The organism is Bacillus sp. AFS029637 (assembly GCF_002584985.1).
Classification (GTDB): domain Bacteria; phylum Bacillota; class Bacilli; order Bacillales; family Bacillaceae_G; genus Bacillus_A.
Map to the genome: position 1 here is coordinate 39,363 of NZ_NUPZ01000001.1, position 22,294 is coordinate 61,656.

Annotated in this window: 20 protein-coding genes and 1 pseudogene; 3 read left to right on the forward strand and 18 right to left on the reverse strand. The window is 36.5% G+C overall.

Annotated elements, in window-relative coordinates; all coding sequences use genetic code 11:
- Positions 1 to 33: 33 nt before the first annotated feature.
- On the forward strand, positions 34 to 1,185 hold the full coding sequence (locus COE49_RS00200) for a VanZ family protein (protein WP_088232561.1): 1,152 nt from the start codon (positions 34 to 36) through the stop codon (positions 1,183 to 1,185).
- Here the strand turns inward: COE49_RS00200 and COE49_RS00205 are convergent, their stop codons facing one another.
- The 5 genes from COE49_RS00205 to bdhA all read right to left on the reverse strand — a co-directional run bounded on the left by COE49_RS00205 (position 1,186) and on the right by bdhA (position 6,415).
- Positions 1,186 to 2,505, reverse strand: a complete 1,320-nt coding sequence (locus COE49_RS00205; protein WP_088232560.1) for a D-arabinono-1,4-lactone oxidase — start codon at positions 2,503 to 2,505, stop codon at positions 1,186 to 1,188. It abuts the gene before it with no gap.
- On the reverse strand, positions 2,493 to 3,665 hold the full coding sequence (locus COE49_RS00210) for an amino acid deaminase/aldolase (protein WP_088232559.1): 1,173 nt from the start codon (positions 3,663 to 3,665) through the stop codon (positions 2,493 to 2,495). Before COE49_RS00210 ends, COE49_RS00205 begins: the two co-directional genes overlap by 13 nt.
- Positions 3,666 to 3,788: 123 nt before the next feature.
- A complete protein-coding gene (gene cerA / locus COE49_RS00215) occupies positions 3,789 to 4,640 on the reverse strand; it encodes a phospholipase CerA (protein ID WP_088232558.1) in 852 nt (283 codons plus the stop codon).
- A 259-nt stretch (positions 4,641 to 4,899) separates the two neighbouring features.
- Positions 4,900 to 5,244 carry a potassium channel family protein gene (locus COE49_RS00220; protein ID WP_088232557.1) on the reverse strand — a complete coding sequence of 115 codons (345 nt, stop codon included), beginning with the start codon at positions 5,242 to 5,244 and terminating at the stop codon, positions 4,900 to 4,902.
- 118 nt (positions 5,245 to 5,362) lie between these two features.
- A complete protein-coding gene (bdhA, locus tag COE49_RS00225; protein ID WP_088232556.1) occupies positions 5,363 to 6,415 on the reverse strand; it encodes a (R,R)-butanediol dehydrogenase in 1,053 nt (350 codons plus the stop codon).
- 225 nt (positions 6,416 to 6,640) lie between these two features.
- On the opposite strand from bdhA, the gene COE49_RS00230 reads away from it, so the two are divergent.
- Positions 6,641 to 7,795 (forward strand): MFS transporter, encoded by a 1,155-nt coding sequence (locus COE49_RS00230; protein WP_088232555.1) that lies wholly within the window; start codon positions 6,641 to 6,643, stop codon positions 7,793 to 7,795.
- A gap of 276 nt (positions 7,796 to 8,071) precedes the next feature.
- On the opposite strand, the gene inhA2 is transcribed toward COE49_RS00230, so the two are convergent.
- The 10 genes from inhA2 to COE49_RS00280 form a co-directional block, all read right to left on the reverse strand.
- Complete coding sequence (gene inhA2 / locus COE49_RS00235; protein WP_088232554.1) at positions 8,072 to 10,471, reverse strand: M6 family metalloprotease immune inhibitor InhA2; 2,400 nt, start codon at positions 10,469 to 10,471, stop codon at positions 8,072 to 8,074.
- Positions 10,472 to 10,787: 316 nt separating this feature from the next.
- The gene (gene fsa / locus COE49_RS00240; protein ID WP_088232553.1) at positions 10,788 to 11,435 is read right to left on the reverse strand and encodes a fructose-6-phosphate aldolase; all 648 of its coding nucleotides are present in this window, start codon (positions 11,433 to 11,435) and stop codon (positions 10,788 to 10,790) included.
- Between the two features lie 34 nt (positions 11,436 to 11,469).
- Complete coding sequence (gene rbsB, locus COE49_RS00245) at positions 11,470 to 12,396, reverse strand: ribose ABC transporter substrate-binding protein RbsB (protein ID WP_098945638.1); 927 nt, start codon at positions 12,394 to 12,396, stop codon at positions 11,470 to 11,472.
- Between the two features lie 14 nt (positions 12,397 to 12,410).
- Positions 12,411 to 13,346: an ABC transporter permease subunit gene (locus tag COE49_RS00250; protein ID WP_071717581.1), complete on the reverse strand. Its 936-nt coding sequence runs from the start codon at positions 13,344 to 13,346 to the stop codon at positions 12,411 to 12,413.
- 2 nt (positions 13,347 to 13,348) lie between these two features.
- Complete coding sequence (gene rbsA, locus COE49_RS00255; RefSeq protein ID WP_098882393.1) at positions 13,349 to 14,833, reverse strand: ribose ABC transporter ATP-binding protein RbsA; 1,485 nt, start codon at positions 14,831 to 14,833, stop codon at positions 13,349 to 13,351.
- A gap of 18 nt (positions 14,834 to 14,851) precedes the next feature.
- Positions 14,852 to 15,247: a D-ribose pyranase gene (gene rbsD, locus COE49_RS00260; protein WP_088232550.1), complete on the reverse strand. Its 396-nt coding sequence runs from the start codon at positions 15,245 to 15,247 to the stop codon at positions 14,852 to 14,854.
- Positions 15,244 to 16,140 carry a ribokinase gene (rbsK, locus tag COE49_RS00265; protein WP_098945639.1) on the reverse strand — a complete coding sequence of 299 codons (897 nt, stop codon included), beginning with the start codon at positions 16,138 to 16,140 and terminating at the stop codon, positions 15,244 to 15,246. The genes rbsD and rbsK overlap by 4 nt, the downstream gene beginning before the upstream one ends.
- Positions 16,141 to 16,153: 13 nt before the next feature.
- Entirely contained in the window at positions 16,154 to 17,125 is a 972-nt protein-coding gene (gene rbsR, locus COE49_RS00270) for a ribose operon transcriptional repressor RbsR (RefSeq protein ID WP_088232548.1), read from the reverse strand.
- A 137-nt stretch (positions 17,126 to 17,262) separates the two neighbouring features.
- Positions 17,263 to 18,876 carry an MDR family MFS transporter gene (locus COE49_RS00275; RefSeq protein ID WP_098253304.1) on the reverse strand — a complete coding sequence of 538 codons (1,614 nt, stop codon included), beginning with the start codon at positions 18,874 to 18,876 and terminating at the stop codon, positions 17,263 to 17,265.
- Between the two features lie 19 nt (positions 18,877 to 18,895).
- Positions 18,896 to 19,354, reverse strand: coding sequence for a MarR family winged helix-turn-helix transcriptional regulator (locus COE49_RS00280; RefSeq protein WP_088232546.1), 459 nt, complete (start codon positions 19,352 to 19,354; stop codon positions 18,896 to 18,898).
- A 272-nt stretch (positions 19,355 to 19,626) separates the two neighbouring features.
- Between COE49_RS00280 and glpT the strand changes: the two are divergent.
- Positions 19,627 to 19,797, forward strand: a pseudogene (glpT, locus tag COE49_RS00285) (glycerol-3-phosphate transporter); the annotation flags it as partial.
- A 148-nt stretch (positions 19,798 to 19,945) separates the two neighbouring features.
- Here the strand turns inward: glpT and COE49_RS00290 are convergent.
- From COE49_RS00290 to COE49_RS00300, 3 genes are all read right to left on the reverse strand, one after another.
- Positions 19,946 to 20,062 carry a DUF4027 family protein gene (locus COE49_RS00290; protein WP_088232594.1) on the reverse strand — a complete coding sequence of 39 codons (117 nt, stop codon included), beginning with the start codon at positions 20,060 to 20,062 and terminating at the stop codon, positions 19,946 to 19,948.
- Positions 20,063 to 20,279: 217 nt separating this feature from the next.
- Positions 20,280 to 20,702, reverse strand: a complete 423-nt coding sequence (locus COE49_RS00295) for a universal stress protein (RefSeq protein ID WP_088232544.1) — start codon at positions 20,700 to 20,702, stop codon at positions 20,280 to 20,282.
- Between the two features lie 113 nt (positions 20,703 to 20,815).
- Positions 20,816 to 22,267: a SulP family inorganic anion transporter gene (locus COE49_RS00300; protein ID WP_098945640.1), complete on the reverse strand. Its 1,452-nt coding sequence runs from the start codon at positions 22,265 to 22,267 to the stop codon at positions 20,816 to 20,818.
- Between the last annotated feature and the right edge of the window lie 27 nt (positions 22,268 to 22,294).

Here is a 22,294-nt window from a genome sequence, read left to right on the forward strand (position 1 = left end):
GATAAACGGAATTTCATTGAAAGGAGCTTCATTTTGACTGCATATTTATTTCCAGTAAAAACAGCTTTTATTTTATTTCCTATTTTAGCAATGTTTCTCTTAATCCCTTTTTTAATATTTAATTATCGAAAATACGGTTATTTAAATAAATGGCGCTCATTTATTTTATACTCATTATTACTCTACTTATTAAATGCCTATTTCCTTGTTATTTTGCCATTACCACAAACATACGATACTTGTAGCCTACAACCAGCTAATACACAGCACATGCAACTCTCACCATTTTATTTCATACAAGAGATTAGCAATCATACATCGGCAATTTTAACGAAACCAGCTACTTATTTCTACTTATTAAAAGAATCTGCATCTTTACAAGTTGCATTTAATGTTCTATTAACCGTTCCATTCGGTATTTACTTACGTTATTATTTCCGACGTAGTTTCTTACAGACCATTTGCATTTCTTTTTGTCTTTCACTATTTTTCGAACTAACACAAGTGACTGGGCTATATGGTATTTATAATTGTGCCTATCGCTTATTTGATATCGATGATTTGTTTTTAAACACACTAGGTGGCGTAATTGGTTTTATCATTGCACCGATATTTACGTACTTCCTTCCGAAAGCGAGCGAATTAGATAGCCATATTGATTTGGAAACGAAACCCGTTGGATTCGTTCGTCGCCTGATTGCGATGCAAATTGATTGGATTTTCTTATCTATCGTTGTACCTGTAATTAAAAACAAAGGGGATTCTGTCTTCCTTTCTAATATTCAATCTTACACCAATATGTACGAACTCATTTTCATTACGTGTTCGATTTTTATTTACTTTATTATCATTCCATACTTTACGAATGGAAAAACAATCGGGAAAGCATTGCTTCGCATTTACGTGAAAGGAAAGTCAGGTCACATTACAATGAAGGAATTATTCATCCGTTACGGTATATTCTATTTCATTTTAGGTGGAATCAATTATATTCTTTCTAGTAGCTCTATCTTAAATCTTACAGAGCCTTTAATATTACTAGTTATATTATTATTCCAATTCGTAATTAACGGCCTATTTATTATCCATGTTTTATTACATGTATTTAGCCATGATAAGTTACTATTTTATGAGCGTATTAGTCAAACAAGGAATGCAATTATACTTAAAAAGGCTGACAAATAATTATTTGTCAGCCTTTTTCATACTCATAAATAATTTTTCTGCATAAGGATTTAAAAACATTCCCATTTCATCTAGTGACTTCCTTACCTGTAAAAACGAATGAAATTCTGGATATATATGTTGTAATTGCTCATACGATAAAGTGTGCATTTTCCCCCAATGTGGGCGCCCTTCATACTTCAGAAAAATCTTTTCCACTTCACCAAAATAAGCTGCATATTTCATACCTTTATACATATGAACAGCAATATAAGCTGAATCTCTTCCGTACGCTGGACTCAGCCATATATCATCACCTTTCACATAGCGACATTCGATTGGAAAATGTACCTTATACTTTTTCTTTTCAATAAGATTTGAAATCTCCTCTACAGCATCCCTCATATAATTCGATGGGACACTATACTCCATTTCATAAAATGGAACCGTACGTGATGTAGCAAATACTTCATAGCTTTGCCCTATTATTTTTGTGTTTGGTACAGCCCTAGCTGATAATCGACTTACTCCCTTACTTATAGAAGGAAACCATCTACACCCTTTAGATAACAAAGAGAACATCCTATTTTCTAGTAACTCCACCTTTAGTTTATGCCATTTCAAATCACTTTCTTTACTCATCGTTTCATTTATAAACTTTACTTGTACCTCCTCTGAATAAGGAAAAACAAAAAATTCGAAGTGGCGATTCTTCTTATATTCTTCTAACCTGTTCATTACAGTAGATAATGACTGTTTTTCACTTTCATAAACGAGCGAATACGCGGGAATAACCTTCAATTTTATCTTCACAATTATACCTAGCATTCCAAGCGACAACTGAAATGCTTTCCAATATTCGATGTTTTCGGTTTCCGAACACACTATACTCTCGCCTGTAGATAAAACTGCCGTAATCTCTATAACTTGTGTTGATAAACTCCCAAAGGTAACACCTGTCCCATGGGTTCCCGTACTAATCGCTCCCGCAATAGATTGAGAATCAATATCTCCTAAGTTTTCTTGTGCATAACCTTTCTCTTCAAGTAATTTCCCTAAATCATGTAGTTTTGTTCCTGCCCATACTTCGACAGTCATATTCTCTATATCAACATCCATAATCCCTTTCAATTCATCTAAAGAAACTAAAATCTCTTCCGTTTGCACAAGAGGTGTAAACGAATGCCCTGAACCAACGACACGAATTTTCTTTCCTTTTTTTCGTGCAAGCCCCACAACTTCTACTACATCTTGTATACTTTCTGGGTACATCGTATAATGCGGCGTTCCTTCTACATTCCCTGTCCAATTTCTCCATTTTTGTCCCTTTATAGAAAGCATCGGCCATCCCCCCGATATGTTAAATACTCCCCAACAATCTCTCCTTTTTTGACACGATATAAAAAAGGAAACCGCTCACATAACTCTCCAGCTTTACTATGGCGAAACAAGATGGAATCACCTACATCTACCCGTTCCTCACCGTTATAAAAAATTGGTGTTTGTACCTCACCAGCACCTTCTAAAGGTAATAGTTTTGCACCACCCGGTCTCCAAACCTCAGGTTCTTTATCTTTTCCAACCGCCCCTGAAGCAATATATCCACCACCGAGGCAAGTATAAATAGACGTGGCTGGTTTACGCACAACTGGTAAAGCAAATCCGACAGCTGGCCGAAATCTCACTTCTTTATAGTAATCAAACAGTTTCGGTGAATAAAAAGCAGAACCTACCGTAATCTCTGTAACTGAGCTATCTTGCTCAGTTGTTTTTATACTTCCTGTTCCTCCCCCATTTACAAACCTTAGTTCAATACCAAGGTTTTGTATTTCGTTTACGATACGTCCTCTTTTTTCTGTAACTTCTATCACTGATTTCTTCTTTAAATACGAAATCACTTTACTTTTCATCCATTGATTCGGTATACGATCTCCCACCCCAGCAATTTGCGCTTCGTACCCCATTGCACCATCTAGTAGTAAATAGGATGAATCCCTCACCCTCCTAGCTATTTTCAAAGCACCTTGCACATCTTTTACCGGGGATCTTTTTACACCAAAATGAAATTGTAAAAAACGACTACTCATATCAATATCCAAACAAACACGAAAACACCCTTTAGACTTCTCAGCAATTTTTTCTAAATAAACAATATGTTCTTCACAATCCACCATACAAGTTATAGAGAGCCCTTGCTTTGTTAGTAAACTAATTTCATATAAAGCTTGTTCATCATACGCAGGGTACCCTAACAACAAATCATTAAACCCTTGTTCTATTAAGAACAAGGCTTCTCTAGGTGAAAAGCACATAATACCTTGAAACCGATGATTTGCAGCTAAAATCTTTTTCATAATTGGAACAGAGCGTAACGATTTACTCGCTATACGAATCTTCTTATTTCCACTTAACTCTATAATCGATTGAATATTCCTCTCTAAAGCCACTTCATCTAAAAATGCACACGGTAATGGAACCTCCTTAAAAATTCCTCTATCCACATTTTTCTCTCCTCTTCTATATATGTCTTATACATATTGGAAAGAAAGTTTAAATTTCCTCTTACAAAATAAAAAAGTTTCTTCATAATTAAGAAGAAACTTTTTTAGGACTACTTCAAAGATTTAACGATTTCCGTACGTATCAAACCAAAGCTGAATATATCCAGCTGTTACACGTTGCGCTTCCATTAATCGCTTACCAGTCGTTGGTGTAACTTCAGCACGCCATTTGTCCGCATAACTTTGTGATACAGCCGCTTTCACAAACCAACTCTTTGTATTACTATTTACGATACCAGAGTAATCTTGCTTCGCAGCAGCTGCTGCTCCATGAATCCAATCTTCTGAATTCATACCTTTCCAATTCCAATATCCATTTCCGTCCGTTACTTTATAATTATCTTTAATTGTATCTACAAAGTTTTCATATTTAGAGTGGAACCCTTGCGGATACGAAAGATTCGTAAAGTTTGCCGCATGCATCGGCTGATTTACATCTCCTAAATAATGAAGAGATAGTCCTAAATAGAAGAATGCTTGTTTCATATCTTTATTTTTGTAAGACTCACCAGCTAGTTTGAAATACTTTGCTCCCGTTTCCTTTGCTTGTTTTGCAAATGGAATATATGTACTTCCATCATCTGGATCATAGAAATGCGATGCAAATGTACTATTATCATAATATGGATTTTCATAGTCAGCAGAATAAATACCGTTTTCTAAATCTGTACGCCATTCATTTAATAACGCAACTTCATCTTGTCTTACAAGTGTCGTATTACGAGACATAATATCAATTGCACGATTTACAATCCATAAATGAGAGTTTACACCTTCTGAATGCTTATCTTCAGCAGACCAATACTGAATAATTTCCGCTCTATTTCCTCCATCATTTTCATGTGCAAATGCCACACTTTGTAACGGAGCTACTAACGTAATTGCTGCTGCTAAAGCAAGAACTTTCTTTTTCATCTGAAATCCTCCATTTTATAATTAAGTTATGGTAAATATTTCGTTAGGATCCTACGATGTCTTTCAGTTAACTTATGACTAGAATATCCCACCTTTCATCGAATTTCTATCATTTAATCAAAATATGAAAATGTTCATATCACTTTAACTTTATACATAGTGAATGTAATGAATGCACTTACATTGTAATAAAGTATTATTAAGCTACTGCAAATGCCCGTCTAAAATAATGTAAAAAAAGAGTAAAGCAATTAATGCTTTACTCTTTTTTTCTCTTCGATAGTATACTCGGCAATTGCACGTTAACTGCCAACTTATGTATAAACCCAAAAACTAATCCGATTCCGATAAATATGTATAGTATCGTAAATATCTTCCCAAAATCAGTTTGAGGACTGAAATCCCCATCACCAACAGTAGTTAGCGTCACGACGCTAAAATATAAAGCATCAAGAGGACGTAATCCCTCCACTGTGCTATAAAAGATCGTACCAGATAGTAAAGTCAAAATTGTTAATACGAATAAAACTTGAAATTCTTTATCTTTCCACGCTCGTAAACAAGCTTTTAGCATCCGTTTCAATGTCAACATAAATGAAAGCATTAGACTTCCCCTTCCAAACAAAATACCTTTAGTTAAGGGAAAGTCTATCATCTTTCAGTATAGAAAAAAAGTAACCCTCTTCTATTTCAAGAAAAGGGCTACTTTCTATTATTCTATTTTATTTAGGTGAAACAAGAATTTTCACTTGTGTTTTATCTTTTACAAGTGCTTCAAATCCTTCTTCAACAACTTGATCCACTGTAATTTTTTTCGTAATTAATTTCTCTGCTTGAATTTGACCAGAGCTAATTAATTTAATAACAGCTGGGAAGATGTGACGGTATCCAAGAATACCGATAACCTCTTTTTCTTTTAATACAAGGTTATTCGGAGTAATTGTTGCATCTTTTTCCCATACACTAACAATTACAGTTTGTCCTTCAAAGCTTGTGCTTTCAATTGCTTGACGTAGCACAACTTCAACACCTGTTACTTCAAAGCTAACATTTACACCTAAACCATTTGTTAAGTTACGAATTTCTGCTAATACATCTTGAGTAGCTGGATTTAATACGTAATCCGCACCTGCTAATTTCGCTAATTCTTGACGTTCTTTAGAAAGTTCAACTGCAATAACAGGAGTTGCGCCCGCTGCTTTAGCTGCTTGAATGACAAGAAGTCCAATTGGGCCACAACCAAATACTGCTACTGCTTCCCCTTCTTTTAATTTACTTTGACGTACTGCATGGACTGCTACTGCTGCTGGTTCTACAAGAGCGCCTTGTTCATACGTCATTTCATCTGGAATATGATGAACCATATTTTCTGGTACTACTGTATATTCAGAGAAACCACCGCCATCTCCACCAAGACCATGGAAAACAAGTTGTTCACATACATTGTAATGTCCATGTTTACAAGCTTCACATTTACCACAAGAATAAATTGGTTCTACAACGACGCGGTCTCCCACTTTATGAGATGTAACGCCTTCACCGATTTCAACTACCTCACCACTAAACTCATGACCTAAAATAACTGGTGCTTTTACATGTGTTAATGGATGCTCTTCTGTCGGAATAAAAATTGGTCCTGCTAAATATTCATGCAAGTCTGTTCCGCAAATACCACACCATTTAACTTTAATCTTAACTGCTCCTGGTCTTACAGTTGGTTCTGGTACTTCTTCTACTCGTACATCACGTTGATTATGCCAAAGTAATGCTTTCATTTTAAACATCCCTCTCTATGTATATACTTAACCTGGTGAAGTTTACAATTCTATTATAATACCTCCATCCATATATTTCAAAAAAACAATCTCAATTCTGCTAATATTTAACAAATAATGTTCAATATTTTGTCACTTTGTACTTTTTTCCACATCTGTTAATTCAATTTCATTGCAGTTGAAATTGGCATTATGCCATAATAGCATAGGAGAGGTGAGTATCACTTGAAATATTTTATTTACTTTATTGTTATCGTAGCGTTTTTAGATACATTTTCACAATTACCTATTATGAGTACGTTCGCCCAAAGTCTTGGAGGAACCCCTCTTATTATTGGTCTAGTTGTCGGTATGTACTCATTTGCTAATATGATTGGTAATATTATTGCTGGCGCTGCCGTCGATAAATTTGGTGCAAAAAAAATACTTTATATAAGCATGGGATTTACGAGTTTCATAGTCTTGTTATACACCGTTGTTCAAAGTGGTGAACAACTATTAGTTGTGCGCTTTATGCACGGTTTTAGTGACGGATTTTTAATTCCAGCTGCCTTTACGTTTTTATCAAAACAAACACATTCAGCAAGGCAAGGTAAAGCAATGGCTCTATCTGGTGCTGCTGTTGGAACAGCGGCAATTGTAGGACCGGCTTTCAGTGGTATTATGAAAGCAACCGCTGGCATAGAGTGGGTTTTCATTACCATCTCTATATTAATGGTTCTTGGTACAATCGTATCTCTATTCTTCTTACCAAATAACGTATCAAGAAAAGATACATCAAGAACGCAAATGATGAACAAAGAAGATATGATTGAACTGTTAAAGTCAGAACCGTTATTACAAGCATACATCGGCGCTTTCACATTAATGTTTTCACAAGGAATTGTCACATATATGTTACCAGTAAAAGTTGAAGCGTTGGCACTGAAAGCATCTACAACTGGTATGATGTTAAGTGTATTCGGCATTACCGCTATCCTCTTCTTCTTGCTACCAACAAATCGTATTTACGATCGATTTAATCGTTCAAAACTAATGTTGGTTGGCATTGCAGTTATGGCATTAGCGTTATCTTTACTCGGATTATTTACAACAAAAGGCATGCTCTTTATCGTTATGATGATTTATGGAATTGGATTCGCTATCCTCTTCCCGTCAATCAATGCTTTACTTGTTGAAAATACGACAGACAGTAACCGCGGGAAAGCATTCGGATTGTTTTATGCATTCTTCTCGTTAGGAGTTGTGGCTGGATCCTTTACAGTCGGAGCAATCGGAGCATCGCCTAGCATCAGCTTCGTTATCGGAACTGCCTTCTTAGTAACATTTGCTGGGATGATTTATGTAAGAAGCAAAGTAAAAAAGACAATGATGGGATAATTCCATCATTGTCTTTTTTCACTAATTTTCCGTATATAACCAAGTAATACCTGTAAATAAGCTTATGTATAAAAGCAATACTACCTTCTTCCTTTAAAAAAGCAACTGAATAAATACCGACGATACTTCGACAATTTCCTCGGAAATATTTCCTTTCCCCACATAATTTGATACATTACACATGAACTAATAGTTGTAGTACATGTGCTAAAATCATAACTTACTGTACAAATTTAAAAAGCACATTCTTCATATGAAGAATGTGCTTTTATATTATTAACGCTTAATCCAAACAGCTCCAGCTGACTTATCCTCTGCTTGTCCAACAACTTGGAATTTAAGTCCAAGGTTTGGAACTTTTCGTCCTGCATCCGCAATTTGTTTATTGCTGTATACTTTTGAATCATCAAAAGTTGTCACACCTTGTAATCCAGAATAATTAAACTGCCCGCGTGTTAACGAATTTACACTCCATGCTGGCGTTTGATCAAATGAAAATGCAGCATCCGCAATTTGCATGCCTGTATTACCGTACGTTGGTTTTCCGTTCAAATTACCAACAAACGCTTCTGGATGAGAGTCCACAACACCAAGGAACCCTTCACCTGGATGCACTCCAACCCAGTTATCTTTGAAACTATCATCTGCATACCAAACAACAAGACCTGTATTATACACTGGACCTTTTCCTGCTTTTAATCCATTATCCGACCCAGCATAGTTTCTCCATTCTAAATAATAATAATGAGGTTTCTTCTCTGTCCCATCAGAAACAACGAATCCATTTACCTTCATTTTAGCTTGCCCTTCTACATCATCAGAAAATACTACTTGTCCATCAACCGTTACATTTACATTATCCATTGCGAAACCTTTATATGTTAAAGCTGGATCTGTAATATAATCGAATTGCAATTTCACTTTCTTCCCTTTAAATTGACTTAAATCATATGACTTATCAATCCATTTTCCATCTGTTGTATCTTTATCATCTTGTACTATCTGTTCTCCTAATCTATCAATCAATGTTTTCGTTCCATCTTCTGTTATAGCATGTACCTCGATGAAATCGCACTCTGCTTCCAATTCATAATTTGCTTTATAATCAAATTTTGCATTTGTTCCTTTTGTTAAATCAAAGTACGGTGTCTCTAATGTTGTATGCATATCATCGCCTCTTGTACTATAATATGCATGCTTTCCAAATTCCGGTTTAATCGTTTCAACACTCTTACTTGGTAAGTTAACACGTACAACACCTGGACGATTTGATTTCGTAACACTTTGATCAATATATGTAGGAACTCCTACACCACGCTTAATTTTATCGTAATCTACTTCTAAAATCTTTGCCCAGTTGCCACCCATATTCTTTTGTAAGAAGTCTTTATTTTGTGGTGAAAAGCTAGTCGGCTCTGTTCCTGCAATTTTTCCGGTCCAACTACCTCCACTCATTAACGACCAAGCTTCAACAGGTGATCCAGCTCCAGTATATTTCGTGTCATATTCATCCGGTAAACCAAGATCATGTCCAAATTCATGTGCAAACACACCTACAGCTCCATCTTCTGGTTCAATTGTATAGTCATGTGCTGCTACTTTTCCACCAAAGTAATCTACCTTTGATTTTGTCCCTTCAATCGCTACTGGATCTATTGCTAATTTTGAACGATGTGACCAAATTGCATCATCACCTAATTTACCGCCACCAGCTTCTTGACCAACACCAGCATGGATTACCATTAAATGATCAACTACACCGTCAGGTTCATTTTGATTTCCATCTCCGTTTGTGTCATATCTATCGAATTGATCAAATTGAGATAAATCTAACCCTTTCTCAGCAGCTGCATGTAAAGCTTCTTTCACTAAATCACGTGCACCTTTTGGACCTTTATTATCATGACCACTGCTACCATCAGCTCCATAATCAGATGCTTTTCCCGGAACAGTTAGCCACTCCGTTACATATCCGTCTGTTGTATAACTACCGCCAGACTGCTCTTCGTAATATTGTTTAAACGTTTTTACTTTCGAACCATCAAATAATGTGTATGGTTCATTACCAAATAACATCTTTTGATAATGCTCTCTACTAAAGTCTTTCGAATACATATAACCTGGTGTTTGATCAATATTATTATGTTTATAATCACTAAATTCAACGAGTAACACTAGTACTTTATCAGTTCGAACAGATCCCTTATATGGAGCTTGCTTTGCCCTAGAAGTTGGAACTTGCCCATTCAATTTTTTTGTATTTGGCTCCGGCCTTTGCTCGGGGCTAATATTTTTTTCAGTTTTCTTTACTTTCTCCTTTTCTTCCATTTTTTTCTCTTTTACTTTTTTCACGAAATCAGATGCTTCTTTAGCAGTATCCGCTGGAAGAATTTCTTTATTTGCCTGATCCCCTTGTTTCCTTTCAATATATTTTTCTACAGCTTTTTTCGTCTCTTCTTTAGAAGATGCTGGATTAATTGTTCCTCTTTCTTTCAACGCTTCCGCTAAACGATCTTCTTGAATTAAATTGTAATCAATTGGTGTTGTGGATACATTGTCTTTCTCTTTCGCCGGCGTTTCCGCATATACGAACGGAGCACTCATTACAGATGTACATCCGATAATTGCCGTAATTGCTAACGTTGATAATACTTTAAATGGAGCTTTTCTTTTCATCCTCTGTCTCTCCTTTTATAAAACTTAAAATTCAGATAAATAAGTGCATTTTAGTCGAAATCTCTATTTACTATCCTCCCTATATAAAAAGGCATAATTCTATAAACGTTAAGCTTTCTGTTCTAGAATCATGCCCTCCAGTTTTCTGGTCAGACTCCTACCTTTTTATGTCGAAATATGAAAAATAAAAAGTGATTTGATATATATTAAATAGCTTATATAACAAATTTAAAAGACAATATGCAAAATTGCATGAAAATTCTTTTAAATAAAAAAAAGAACCCTAGTCAATTAAACTAGGATTCTCGATTTCATATTATTTCTCTTGTGTTTTTTCCCAATCAGCTAAGAACTTCTCAATTCCTTGATCTGTTAATGGGTGCTTCACTAATGAAGCAATTACGTTTGCCGGGATTGTTGCAATATGTGCACCGTTTAATGCTGCGTCAGTTACGTGAACGCTGTGACGTACAGATGCTGCAATGATTTCTGTTTCAATGCCGTGAATTGCAAAGATTTCTGCGATTTGGCGAATTAAGTCCATACCGTTATGACCGATATCATCTAGGCGACCTAAGAATGGTGAAACATATGTCGCACCAGCGCGAGCTGCAAGTAATGCTTGAACCGCTGAGAATACTAGTGTAACGTTTGTACGAATTCCTAAATCAGAGAATGCTTTTACTGCTTTTAAACCTTCTGTTGTCATTGGAACTTTTACAACAACGTTTGGAGCGATTTTCGCTAGTTCTTTTCCTTCTTCGATCATTTTATCAGCTTCTAAGCTAATTACTTCTGCACTTACAGGGCCTTCTACAACGCTGCAAATTTCACGAATACGCGCATGGAAATCTACGCCTTCTTTTGCTACAAGTGATGGATTTGTCGTTACTCCAGCTAATACACCTAATGCATTTGCCTCTTTAATTTCGTTAATGTTTGCTGTATCAATAAAGAATTTCATTTGTTATTCGTCCTTCCTAATTTCCATTTTATATTTATTTATTTTTCTTAATAAGCTCTAATTCAATCGGAATAGATTTGTCCACTTTTTTACCTTGCGTTATCTCTTTTGCTGTTTGCATCGCCTTCTCTCCGATTAATTCCGGTTTTTGAGCAACTGTTGCAGCCATACGCCCGTCTTTAACCGCTTTTACAGCATCTTCTGTTGCATCAAATCCAACAACGACTACATCTGTTTTTCCAGCAGACTTCAATGCTTCAAGCGCGCCTAGTGCCATCTCATCGTTATGCGCAAACACGGCTTTAATATCACCATTTGCTTGCAAAATGTTTTCCATAACAGATAATCCTTTTGCTCTATCAAAATCAGCTGCTTGTTTGGCAACTACTTTTAAAGACTTATCAGCTACGTTATGGAATCCTTTCCCACGCTCACGAGCAGCAGAAGAGCCAGGGATTCCTTCTAACTCAGCAACGTTTGCTCCCTCGCCGACTAATTCACGAATGTAATCACTAGCCATTTGACCACCTTCGATATTATTAGATGCAATGTGAGAAACAACTTTACCTGCATTTGCAACGCGGTCTACTGTAATAACAGGAACATTCGCTGCATTTGCCGCACTAACTGCTGAAGCAACAGCATCTGAATCGGTCGGATTAATAACAACTACATCGACACCTTTTTGAATTAAATCTTCAACATCATTTGTTTGCTTTGCTGCATCATTTTGCGCATCAACAGCAATCAATTCGATGCCGCTTTCTTTCGCTTTCTTTTCTGCACCCTTTTTCAAAGTTACGAAGAAGGGATTATTTAAAGTTGAAACAGAGAATCCAACTTTAATAGTTTTATTTCGACCTTTCTCGCTAGAATCCTTTGCCCATTCTGGTGGTTCCATTGAACAACCAGCAGTAATGACCATAATACATGCAACGAGTATAAGTAACCATTTCTTCATGAACTGTCCCTCCATTACGCTTCTTTTCGGCGATCAATTAATACAGCTAGTAAGATTACAAGCCCTTTTACAACTTGCTGGAAGAAAGAAGATACACCTAATAAATTTAAACCGTTATTTAGTACACCGATAATAAGTACACCGATGAATGTACCAACAATCCATCCTCTTCCTCCTGAAAGGCTTGTTCCACCTAATACAACTGCTGCAATTGCATCTAATTCGTAAGAAGTACCTGCAGTCGGCTGTGCAGAATCTAGTCGTGATGTTAAGACAATACCTGCAAGCGCTGCCAAAATTCCGGAAAGACCGTAAATCATTACTTTAATTCTCGTAACATTAATACCTGATAATGCTGCTGCTTCTTCATTTCCACCAATTGCAAATGTACGACGACCAAATGTCGTTTTCTTCAAAATGAAGTACAGTACTGCGAAAGCGATCATCATAGTAACAGCTGGTACCGGAATACCAAGAAAATAACCGCGGCCAAACATTTGGAACATTAAATGATCACCAAGACCAGTGATCGGACGTCCGTCCATATAAACAAGCGTCAACCCACGAAAAATAGTCATTGTTGCTAAAGTTGCAATAAATGGAGCTACTTTTCCCTTTGCTATGATGATACCGTTTATAATTCCCATTACAAGACCTGCTAACAATCCAACTGCCATTGCAAGGAACGGATCCATGCCACTTGCCATCATTCCAGCAACAAGTGCACTTGATAATGCTAAAATAGAACCTACCGATAAGTCAATACCCCCTGTTAAAATTACGAAGGTCATTCCGAATGCAATAAGCGCATTAATCGATACTTGACGCAGTATATTAAATAAATTTGGAATTTCAATAAATGCTGGATTTAAAGCTGTAATTACTACAATAATTAGTACTAGTCCAATTAAAGAACCAAGTTGTTGTAATACATTCCCCTTCTTAGCCATCCTTACTCTCCCCCTGTAGCTAGTGCCATAATAGACTCTTGTGATGCCTCATCTTTCTCTAAAATACCGCCGATTTTCCCTTCATGAATAACGAGAACGCGATCACTCATTCCTAAAACTTCTGGAAGCTCAGATGATACCATAATAACGGCATCTCCTTGCTCGGTAAGCTTATTCATAATAGAGTAAATTTCTTTTTTCGCTCCAACATCGACACCTCTCGTTGGCTCATCTAAAATGAGTAGTTGCGGATGAATACCTAGCCATTTTGCGATTACAACCTTTTGCTGGTTTCCACCAGAAAGAGATTTCACTGCTTGCTCTCCACTAGATGCTTTCACATTAAGCAGTTTCATCATGTCCCCTGTAAATTGTTGTTCTAGTTCGTTACTAAGGACACTTCCCTTTGAAAGACTTTCTAAATTTGGTAAAGCTAAATTTTCACGAATTGAGAAATCTAACACTAACCCTTCAGATTTTCTATCTTCTGTAATGAAAGCAATTCTTTGCCTAATTGCATCTATCGGACTATCAATCTTTACTTCTTGCCCATTTATAAATATTTTTCCAGAATCTAACGGTTCATATCCAAATATCGCTTTCATAATATCTGTACGACCAGCTCCCATCAAACCAGCTACACCAAGGATTTCACCTTTTCTCACTTGAAACGAAACATTTTCAAATTTCCCCTTTTTCGTTCCATTACGCATTTCAAAAATCACTTCGCCAATTTGACTATTACGCTCTGGGTAACGTTCACCAATGCTGCGCCCCACCATCATACTCACCACTTCATCAAATGACGTTTCTGAAATTAACCTCTTTCCTACGTATTCTCCATCACGTAAAATCGTAATGGCATCACATATTGAAAAAATCTCTTCCATACGGTGTGAAATATAAACGAATGAAACACCTTCTTTACGCAACTTATTTATAACTGTAAAGAGCGTTTCGATTTCACGATCCGTCAGTGCCGCAGTAGGTTCATCCATAATAATAACGCTCGCGTTTGTCATTAAGGCTTTCGCAATTTCGATAATTTGCTGTTGTCCAACCGATAACTCTCCCGCTAACATAGCGCCTTTTACATTCAACCCTAGCTCCGCCAATTGTTGCTGGGCCATTGCATTCATTTGGCGTGTGCGTAAAATACCTGTTTTACCGTACATTAACTCTTTACCAAGAAACATATTTTCAGCTACTGTTAAATTCGGCAATATGTTCAGTTCTTGATGTATAAATGCAATACCATAGGCTTCTGCTTCTTTCGCATTTTTAAAAGTACGTTCTTGTCCATCAATTGTGACTGTTCCACCATCTTTTGTATATACACCTGTCAAAATCTTCATAAGCGTTGATTTACCCGCTCCATTTTCCCCCATCAATGCATGGACTTCTCCTGTTTCAATCATAAACTGTGCATTCTTTAAAACAGGATTGCCATTGAACGCCTTTGAAATGTTTTTCATTTCAATACGCATTCTCATCACTTCCCTTTATTAAAAAATCACGCCTGCATGTAAAATTACATTGGCATAAGGTGTAGCCTCACCTGTACGAATAATTGCCTTCGCATTCTTCGTATACTCTTTAAATTGTTCATGGGATACATATTCAAATGCTGGATCCATTAATTTCATTTCGATTCCTTTATTTACTTCCGCATTATTTATAATAATTTCTTCAGCTAACGTCACTTTTTCAATTGCCATATCATCAGCTACAACTTGTAATACGTCTAAAAAACTTGGTTTTCCGATTTCAACCGCTAAATCAATTCGTTTTACTCCATCAGGAATAGGTAACCCGCAGTCTGCAATTACAAGCGTATCTGTATGCCCGAGTGAAGCAAGGACTGCTGCAATCTCACTGTTTAATACACCGTGCTTCTTCATCCAACAATCACCTGCACTTCACGTACCCTGTCTCTCGTTGGCATACCGCCTTGTGCCCCAAGCTTTGTTACAGAAAGACCTCCAGCAATGTTCGCAAAATGAATTGCTTTTTGAAGTGCTTCTCCTTCAGAAAGTGCAACTGCTAGCGCACCATTAAATGTATCACCAGCTCCAGTCGTATCTACTACATCGACAGCAATGCTAGGAACATGTACAATCTCCGTTCCATTATGGAAACAAACACCGTTAGAACCTTCTGTCATCAATAGTTTATTTGGATATTTCGCCAGTAAATCTTCAATTGGTGATGTGAAATCATCTAATACGATGCGGCACTCATGTTCATTTGGCGTAATATAAGTTGCCTTTTCTAAAATATCTTCTGATAACACTTGTGCTGGCGCTGGATTTAACATAACTGGAATATTATGCTCCTCACAAATAGCCAATACATATTTTACTGTTTCCAGCGGGATCTCTAGTTGGAGAACAACCATATCTGCTTTTACAAGAAGATCTTTTGAACGATCTACAACCGACTCATTTACAAGAGCATTTGCCCCTTGTACGACAACAATACTATTATCCTCTTCTGCTAAAACGATATGAGCGATTCCTGTCGTTCCATCTGTAACCGGTACCACATAGTCGATAAAAACGCGTTCGTTTTCTAAATTTCTTCTAACAACTGTTCCGTAATCATCATTTCCTACCGCACCAACCATCGCTACATTGGCTCCTAATCTTGCTGCTGCAACTGCTTGATTCGCTCCTTTTCCCCCTGGAATTGTATGAAACGCTTCACCAATTACTGTTTCTCCTGCTTTCGGCCGTTTTTTTGAAACAGCCACTAAATCCATTGAAATGCTGCCTACTACTGCAATATTTGGCATCTGTTTCATCTCCCTACTTCGTTGTATTTCGTTCTATAATTTCAATCGGTAAACGATAGTGTTTCTCTTCTAGCGGACTACCTTCCATCTGCTTTAACAGTAATTCTGTCGCAATTTTCCCCATCTCATAAATGGGTTGTGCAACCGTTGTAATAGATGGATACATCATTTCTGTTAAAGAAATTCCATCAAATCCGATAATTTGTAAATCATCTGGGATAGAAATTCTTTTTTGCATTGCTGCTTTGACGATACCAATTGCAATTAAGTCGTTCCCAGCAACAATTCCATCAATATGCGGGTATTCTTCTAATAATTCCATCGCTACACGCTCACTATTAGCTGGATCAAATGTACTTTCTGCGATCATATATGAAAGATTATTTTGCGTAATAACATCTACAAAACCTTCAAAACGTTCATTCGCTGTACTTACATCACGAGGTCCACGAATATGTGCAATATGTTTGCACCCCTTATCTAACAATAACTTTGTAGCGGCCTGACTTCCCGCATAGTTATCTGCATACACAGTAGGTATACGTTCATTAAACATACGGTCAATCGCAACAACTGGAACTGGCAAATTCATGTAATTAATACTGTTTTGTGGATTCGTTGCTACAATAAATCCATCCACATTATTTTGCCTAAGTACATCAATATATTGCTTTTCTTTTTCTAAACTCTCATCAGAGTTACAAAGTACAACTGTGTATCCTTGCTTATGTGCTACATCTTCTACGGCACGTGCAACTTCTGGAAAGAATGGATTCACGATATTCGGAACAACTAAACCTATTAAACGAGATTTTTTATTATACAGTGAACGCGCTACTGTACTGGGCTTATAATCTAACATCTCAATTGCACGCTCTACTTTTTTTAACGTATCTTCGTGAACATATCCATTTTTATTTAACACCCTGGAAACGGTCGCAACAGATACTCCCGCTAATTTTGCAACGTCTTTAATCGTACTCATTTTCTTCCCTCTCCATTTCATGTAACCGTTTACAGAAAATAATATAACGTATTTCTAAAAATACGTCAATCATTTCTCACTAAAAAGCTTTTAAGGTTATACTCAAAAAAGCATCGCCATATGGCGATGCTTTTTCATTATGAAGATGATGCAGTTCGTTCTTTCTCTTCTATAACAGGCTCTTCAGCACCTTTTTTACGATCAGACAGTTTAATCTTTTGTAAGAAAATCGTAAAGATGGCACCTACTATGATAAATACTAATCCTGTTAAGAATACAGTATGAAGTGAGTCTACTAAAGAATTTTTTAAAATTGGCACGATGCTATTAGAGAATGCTTCTGGCATTTGCTTTAATGCCTCCGGATTAAATAGCATCGAATATAAACCTTGTGGATCTGTATGAATCATATCTTTCAATTTTGTTACCATTTCTCCCGCTTCTTTCGGGAACGTATCTAATACAGGCACTAATTTATTTGTTAATGTTGTACCTGAAGTGTTATTCATAATTGATCCTAAAATTGTAATACCAAATGTTCCACCGATTTGACGGAAAAATTGACTTGATGATGTTACGACACCAAGATCTTTTTTCGGGAAGCTTTCTTGTAGCGCTAATGTTAATGTCGGCATTACAAGACCCATTCCTAAACCGATAACCATCATGTAAGAAGTAGCAGTTAGCTTCGTTGTGTGCATATCCATCGTTGTTAATAACCAGAATCCACCAGCCATAATAAGCATACCTGTAATAATTTGTGGTTTCACACCAACTTTTAATACAAGTTGACCACCAAGAATACTCATCACAATCATTGTAATCATCATCGGCGTCATAATCGTCCCTGATTCAGCAGCACTTACTCCTACAATACCTTGCATGAAGAATGGTACGAACATAATCGCACCGAACATTCCGATACTCATAAAGAATCCAATCGCATTTAATAATGTAAATGTGCGATTTTTAAAGAAATGCATCGGTAAGATTGGCTCTTCCGCTTTCTTTTCCACAATAATAAAGCTAACGATACCAATTACAGATAGTGCAAATAACCCGATAATTTGCCAAGAATCCCACGCGTAATCTTTTCCGCCAAACGTTAACGCAAGTAATAAACTTACAACACCGAGAATCATCGTAAAGATTCCAGCGATGTCAATTTTAATTGGTCCCGTTTGTTTATGTGATTTTAATCCCATTGCGATAAAGATCGTCGCTAAAATACCAACTGGTAAGTTAATGTAGAATACCCATCTCCAATTCACTGCATCTACAATCCAACCACCAACTTGTGGTCCAATTACAGAAGCAAGACCGTATAACGCACCAAAAATACCTTGCCATTTCGCGCGTTCTTTTCCTGTAAACATATCACCGATAATAATCATAGCCATTGGCATCATAATACCGCCACCAAGACCTTGAATACCACGGAAAATAATTAATTCTGTCATACCATTTGCCATACCACATAACGCTGAGCCCACCATAAAGATAATTAGCCCTGTTATATATACGTTACGACGACCAAGTAAATCCGCTAATTTACCTGCGATTGGTACGACTGTCGTTGATGTTAACATATAAGCAGTTGTTAACCATGTCATTAAGCTTAATCCACCTAGTTCACCAACGATACGTGGCATTGCTGTACCTACGATTGTTCCATCTAACGCAGCAAATAGCATCGCGATTACTAAACCGATTAACAACAACTTTCTATTTATATTGTCTTGTTGCTCCATGTAATCTCCTCAATTCCTCTTAGTTATTCTCTTTTTTCTCTTGTGTCCCGCAAATAATTGTTTCTAACTTCTCAAAGAGACGTAACAAATCTTCTCTTTCTTGTAATTCTAAGTGTGAGAAGTATTTTGCAATATGCTCATTACGAGCAGTCATTGCCTCTTCCACCCTAGCTTTCCCCTTTTTCGTCAACTCAATGACGACAACGCGACGATCATCTTTATCATGATAGCGCTCTACAAGTTCTTGATCGATTAGACGATCAATCATCACCGTAATTGCGCTAGGCTTCACATACATCTTCTTTGCTAATGTTGTCGCTCTTGAAGCCCCATAATGATCTAAAATCTTTAAAATATAAAACTGCGGTGGTGTAAGTCCTGTTGCTTGCATTTGTTCTAATAACTCTGTCTGCATCTTCTTTCCAATTGAAAAGGCGAGAGCTTGAATTTTATCGATATGCGTCATATCATTTGGCATGTTATCCACCTCTTATTTAAGCAATAAAATATTTAATGTATTTAAATATTAATACCACGAACAAAATCCGTCAACACTTTTTATTCATAAAAACGTTTACATTCTTGACACAAAGTTGTATAATTTTCGTCGAAGTTAATATTGACAGTCACGGAGAATCGGAGTATACGGCTATGAATCATAAAAAAGGGAACTTTTTTATATTTCATGGCCTTTTTGTATTCTCTCTGACGTACGACACTTCGAATTAATTAGGGGAGGATTTTCATTTTATGTTTTTCACACAATTCTTTAAACCTGCGCCCCACGCGGAACGCTTACCAGCTGATCGCGTTGATAGTGAATACCGTAAATTACGTTTACAAGTATTCTTAGGTATCTTCATCGGCTATGCAGGTTATTACTTTGTTCGAAAAAACTTTTCACTTGCAATGTTCTTCCTTGCTCTTACTTTAAACACAGGATCGACAAAAGCGAAACAAGCTTAAACAAAATATAATATGTAAATAAAGAATAGCTCTNNAGAGCTATTCTTTATTTACAGCACTTTTCTTACTATTTATAACAACCAAATCCTTCCCTACTATAAAATTAAAACATTTGCTGAAACGTCTTTATTAAAACTGCTAACGTAACAGATGCAGCAAATCCCCCTAAACAAATTAAGCTTACCCCTTGACTATATGATAAATTTTGAAATGATTTCATTTCTTCCATCCTCCCTATCTCCCCTTTGATACTCTTATTTTACCAACGGGGAAAATTTCATAACATCGATTTCTCTGACAACTAACTTACAAATTTGTAAGTTAACATTTTTTAAAACTTATATATTTAGTATGTCCATACACTCTCCCTTTATACGTCAAAAAAGACCTCGAATTATATCCAGGTCTTGCTTTCGCTAATACATATTTCACTCAATTTATTTTACAATCATCACCGGGCATTTCACACGCTTTGCTATTTTATGACTAACACTACCAAGTACCATTTCTTGCAATGTATTTAATCCTCTACTTCCAGCAACAACAAGATCTATATCCCCTGTATTTACATACTGAACGATCGTATCTCCAGGATCACCGTGTAGAATCGTAATTTTGTAGGAAATGTTCTCTTTCTTTAATAAACCCTCAATCTCTTTTAATTTATCTTTTCGACTAGCTGATATTGTTTCTAAATCTGTTTGTCCTTGTATAATATCTGATTTTGCCGTTCTATTATCTACTACGTACACAACTTCAATATTTGTTTCTTCGTTAAATTTCGCAATATATGTTGCATGCTCTGCTGCTCGAACTGCATGTTCAGAACCATCGCATGCTAATATAATTTGTTTGTACATATGCTGAATCCCCTTTTCGTTATCCTACTCGTATTATAATACAAAAGCCCCCTTTTTTGTCTTTCAAAAAAGAGGGCTTACACATGAATATAAAATTAAAAAATTGTAGTTCTTTATCCAGCAATTCTTTTATTATAAGCAGCTAAATTTGTAACGAGTTTCGAGCTACGTTCATTTAATCCCGTTATACTTACTTTCACACCACTTTGTTCATATTTCATAATAACTTTATCAATTGCGGCTACCGCTGAATCATCCCATACATGTGCGTGAGTAAAGTTCAACTCAATTTCTTTCACACTTTCATCGTAAGAAACATTCTTTATAAAATCGGCCGTAGACGCAAAGAAAAGTTGACCATGAATTTCATATATTTTCTTATTTTCAATATATAAATGTTTCACGTGGATCTTTGCCATATTGAATGCAAATAAAACCGCACTAATTACTGTTCCGATAATTACACCTAACGCTAAATTATGTGTGATTAGAACAACGACAACCGTTACGATCATAACAAAAGCATTCCCTTTCGGCACCTTATGAATCGTTGCTACAGAGTTCCAATCAAATGTTCCGATTGAAACCATAATCATAACAGCAACTAAAGCTGCCATCGGAATATGAACAACATAATCTCCTAAAACGAATAGTAATACGATTAAAAAACCACCCGCTACAAATGTTGATAAACGACCTCGTCCACCTGATTTAATGTTAATAACAGATTGCCCAATCATTGCACATCCTGCCATTCCTCCGAAGAAACCAGCCACACTGTTTGCAATCCCTTGTCCACGTGCCTCTTTGTGCTTATTACTTTCTGTATGTGTCATATCATCTAAAACCGAAGCCGTTAATAATGACTCTAATAATCCAATAATTGCAAGCATAACTGCGTACGGTAAAATAATCCCTAATGTCTCAAGTGTAAAAGGCACGTCAGGAATACTAAAAAACGGTAATTCTTTCGGTAAGTTTCCCATATCCCCTACTGTTTTTAACTGTAATCCGCTCATAAGTGCAATGCTTGTCACAATAATAATTGAAATAAGTGTAGACGGGACAGCCGTCGTAATACGTGGAAATACATATATAATTGCAAGTCCTAATGCGACAAGTGCATACATTTGCCAAGTTGCATTTTTAAAATGTGGCAATTGCGCTGTAAAAACTAAAATGCCAAGTGAATTTAAAAAACCACTCATCACTGATTTCGGAATAAACTTCATAAATGAGCTCAGTTTGAACACACCAAAAATAATTTGGACAATACCGGTTAATATAGTCGCGGCAAATAAATATTGCAAACCGTGATCTTTAACGAGCGTTACCATTAATAATGCCATTGCACCTGTTGCAGCTGAAATCATCCCAGTCCTTCCGCCAACAAATGAAATAGTAACCGCAATACAAAAAGCTGCGTATAATCCAACGGTCGGATCTACGCCCGCAATAACGGAGAACGCGATTGCTTCAGGAATTAATGCTAAAGCAACAACAATCCCTGATAGTACGTCCCCTTTCACGTTGGAGAACCAATCATTTTTTATCGTTTGAAACAAACTACCACTCCTCTACTCTTTTATCAT

Bases quoted from the DNA above. Each gene is read 5' to 3' on its own strand.
- COE49_RS00205 (WP_088232560.1), bottom strand. From the start codon at position 2,505: ATGCTTTCTATAAAGGGACAAAAATGGAGAAATTGGACAGGGAATGTA.
- cerA (WP_088232558.1), bottom strand. From the start codon at position 4,640: ATGAAAAAGAAAGTTCTTGCTTTAGCAGCAGCAATTACGTTAGTAGCT.
- COE49_RS00220 (WP_088232557.1), bottom strand. From the start codon at position 5,244: ATGCTTTCATTTATGTTGACATTGAAACGGATGCTAAAAGCTTGTTTA.
- bdhA (WP_088232556.1), bottom strand. From the start codon at position 6,415: ATGAAAGCATTACTTTGGCATAATCAACGTGATGTACGAGTAGAAGAA.
- inhA2 (WP_088232554.1), bottom strand. From the start codon at position 10,471: ATGAAAAGAAAAGCTCCATTTAAAGTATTATCAACGTTAGCAATTACG.
- fsa (WP_088232553.1), bottom strand. From the start codon at position 11,435: ATGAAATTCTTTATTGATACAGCAAACATTAACGAAATTAAAGAGGCA.
- rbsB (WP_098945638.1), bottom strand. From the start codon at position 12,396: ATGAAGAAATGGTTACTTATACTCGTTGCATGTATTATGGTCATTACT.
- COE49_RS00250 (WP_071717581.1), bottom strand. From the start codon at position 13,346: ATGGCTAAGAAGGGGAATGTATTACAACAACTTGGTTCTTTAATTGGA.
- rbsA (WP_098882393.1), bottom strand. From the start codon at position 14,833: ATGCGTATTGAAATGAAAAACATTTCAAAGGCGTTCAATGGCAATCCT.
- rbsD (WP_088232550.1), bottom strand. From the start codon at position 15,247: ATGAAGAAGCACGGTGTATTAAACAGTGAGATTGCAGCAGTCCTTGCT.
- rbsK (WP_098945639.1), bottom strand. From the start codon at position 16,140: ATGCCAAATATTGCAGTAGTAGGCAGCATTTCAATGGATTTAGTGGCT.
- rbsR (WP_088232548.1), bottom strand. From the start codon at position 17,125: ATGAGTACGATTAAAGACGTTGCAAAATTAGCGGGAGTATCTGTTGCG.
- COE49_RS00275 (WP_098253304.1), bottom strand. From the start codon at position 18,876: ATGGAGCAACAAGACAATATAAATAGAAAGTTGTTGTTAATCGGTTTA.
- COE49_RS00280 (WP_088232546.1), bottom strand. From the start codon at position 19,354: ATGCCAAATGATATGACGCATATCGATAAAATTCAAGCTCTCGCCTTT.
- COE49_RS00290 (WP_088232594.1), bottom strand. From the start codon at position 20,062: ATGAAATCATTTCAAAATTTATCATATAGTCAAGGGGTAAGCTTAATT.
- COE49_RS00295 (WP_088232544.1), bottom strand. From the start codon at position 20,702: ATGTACAAACAAATTATATTAGCATGCGATGGTTCTGAACATGCAGTT.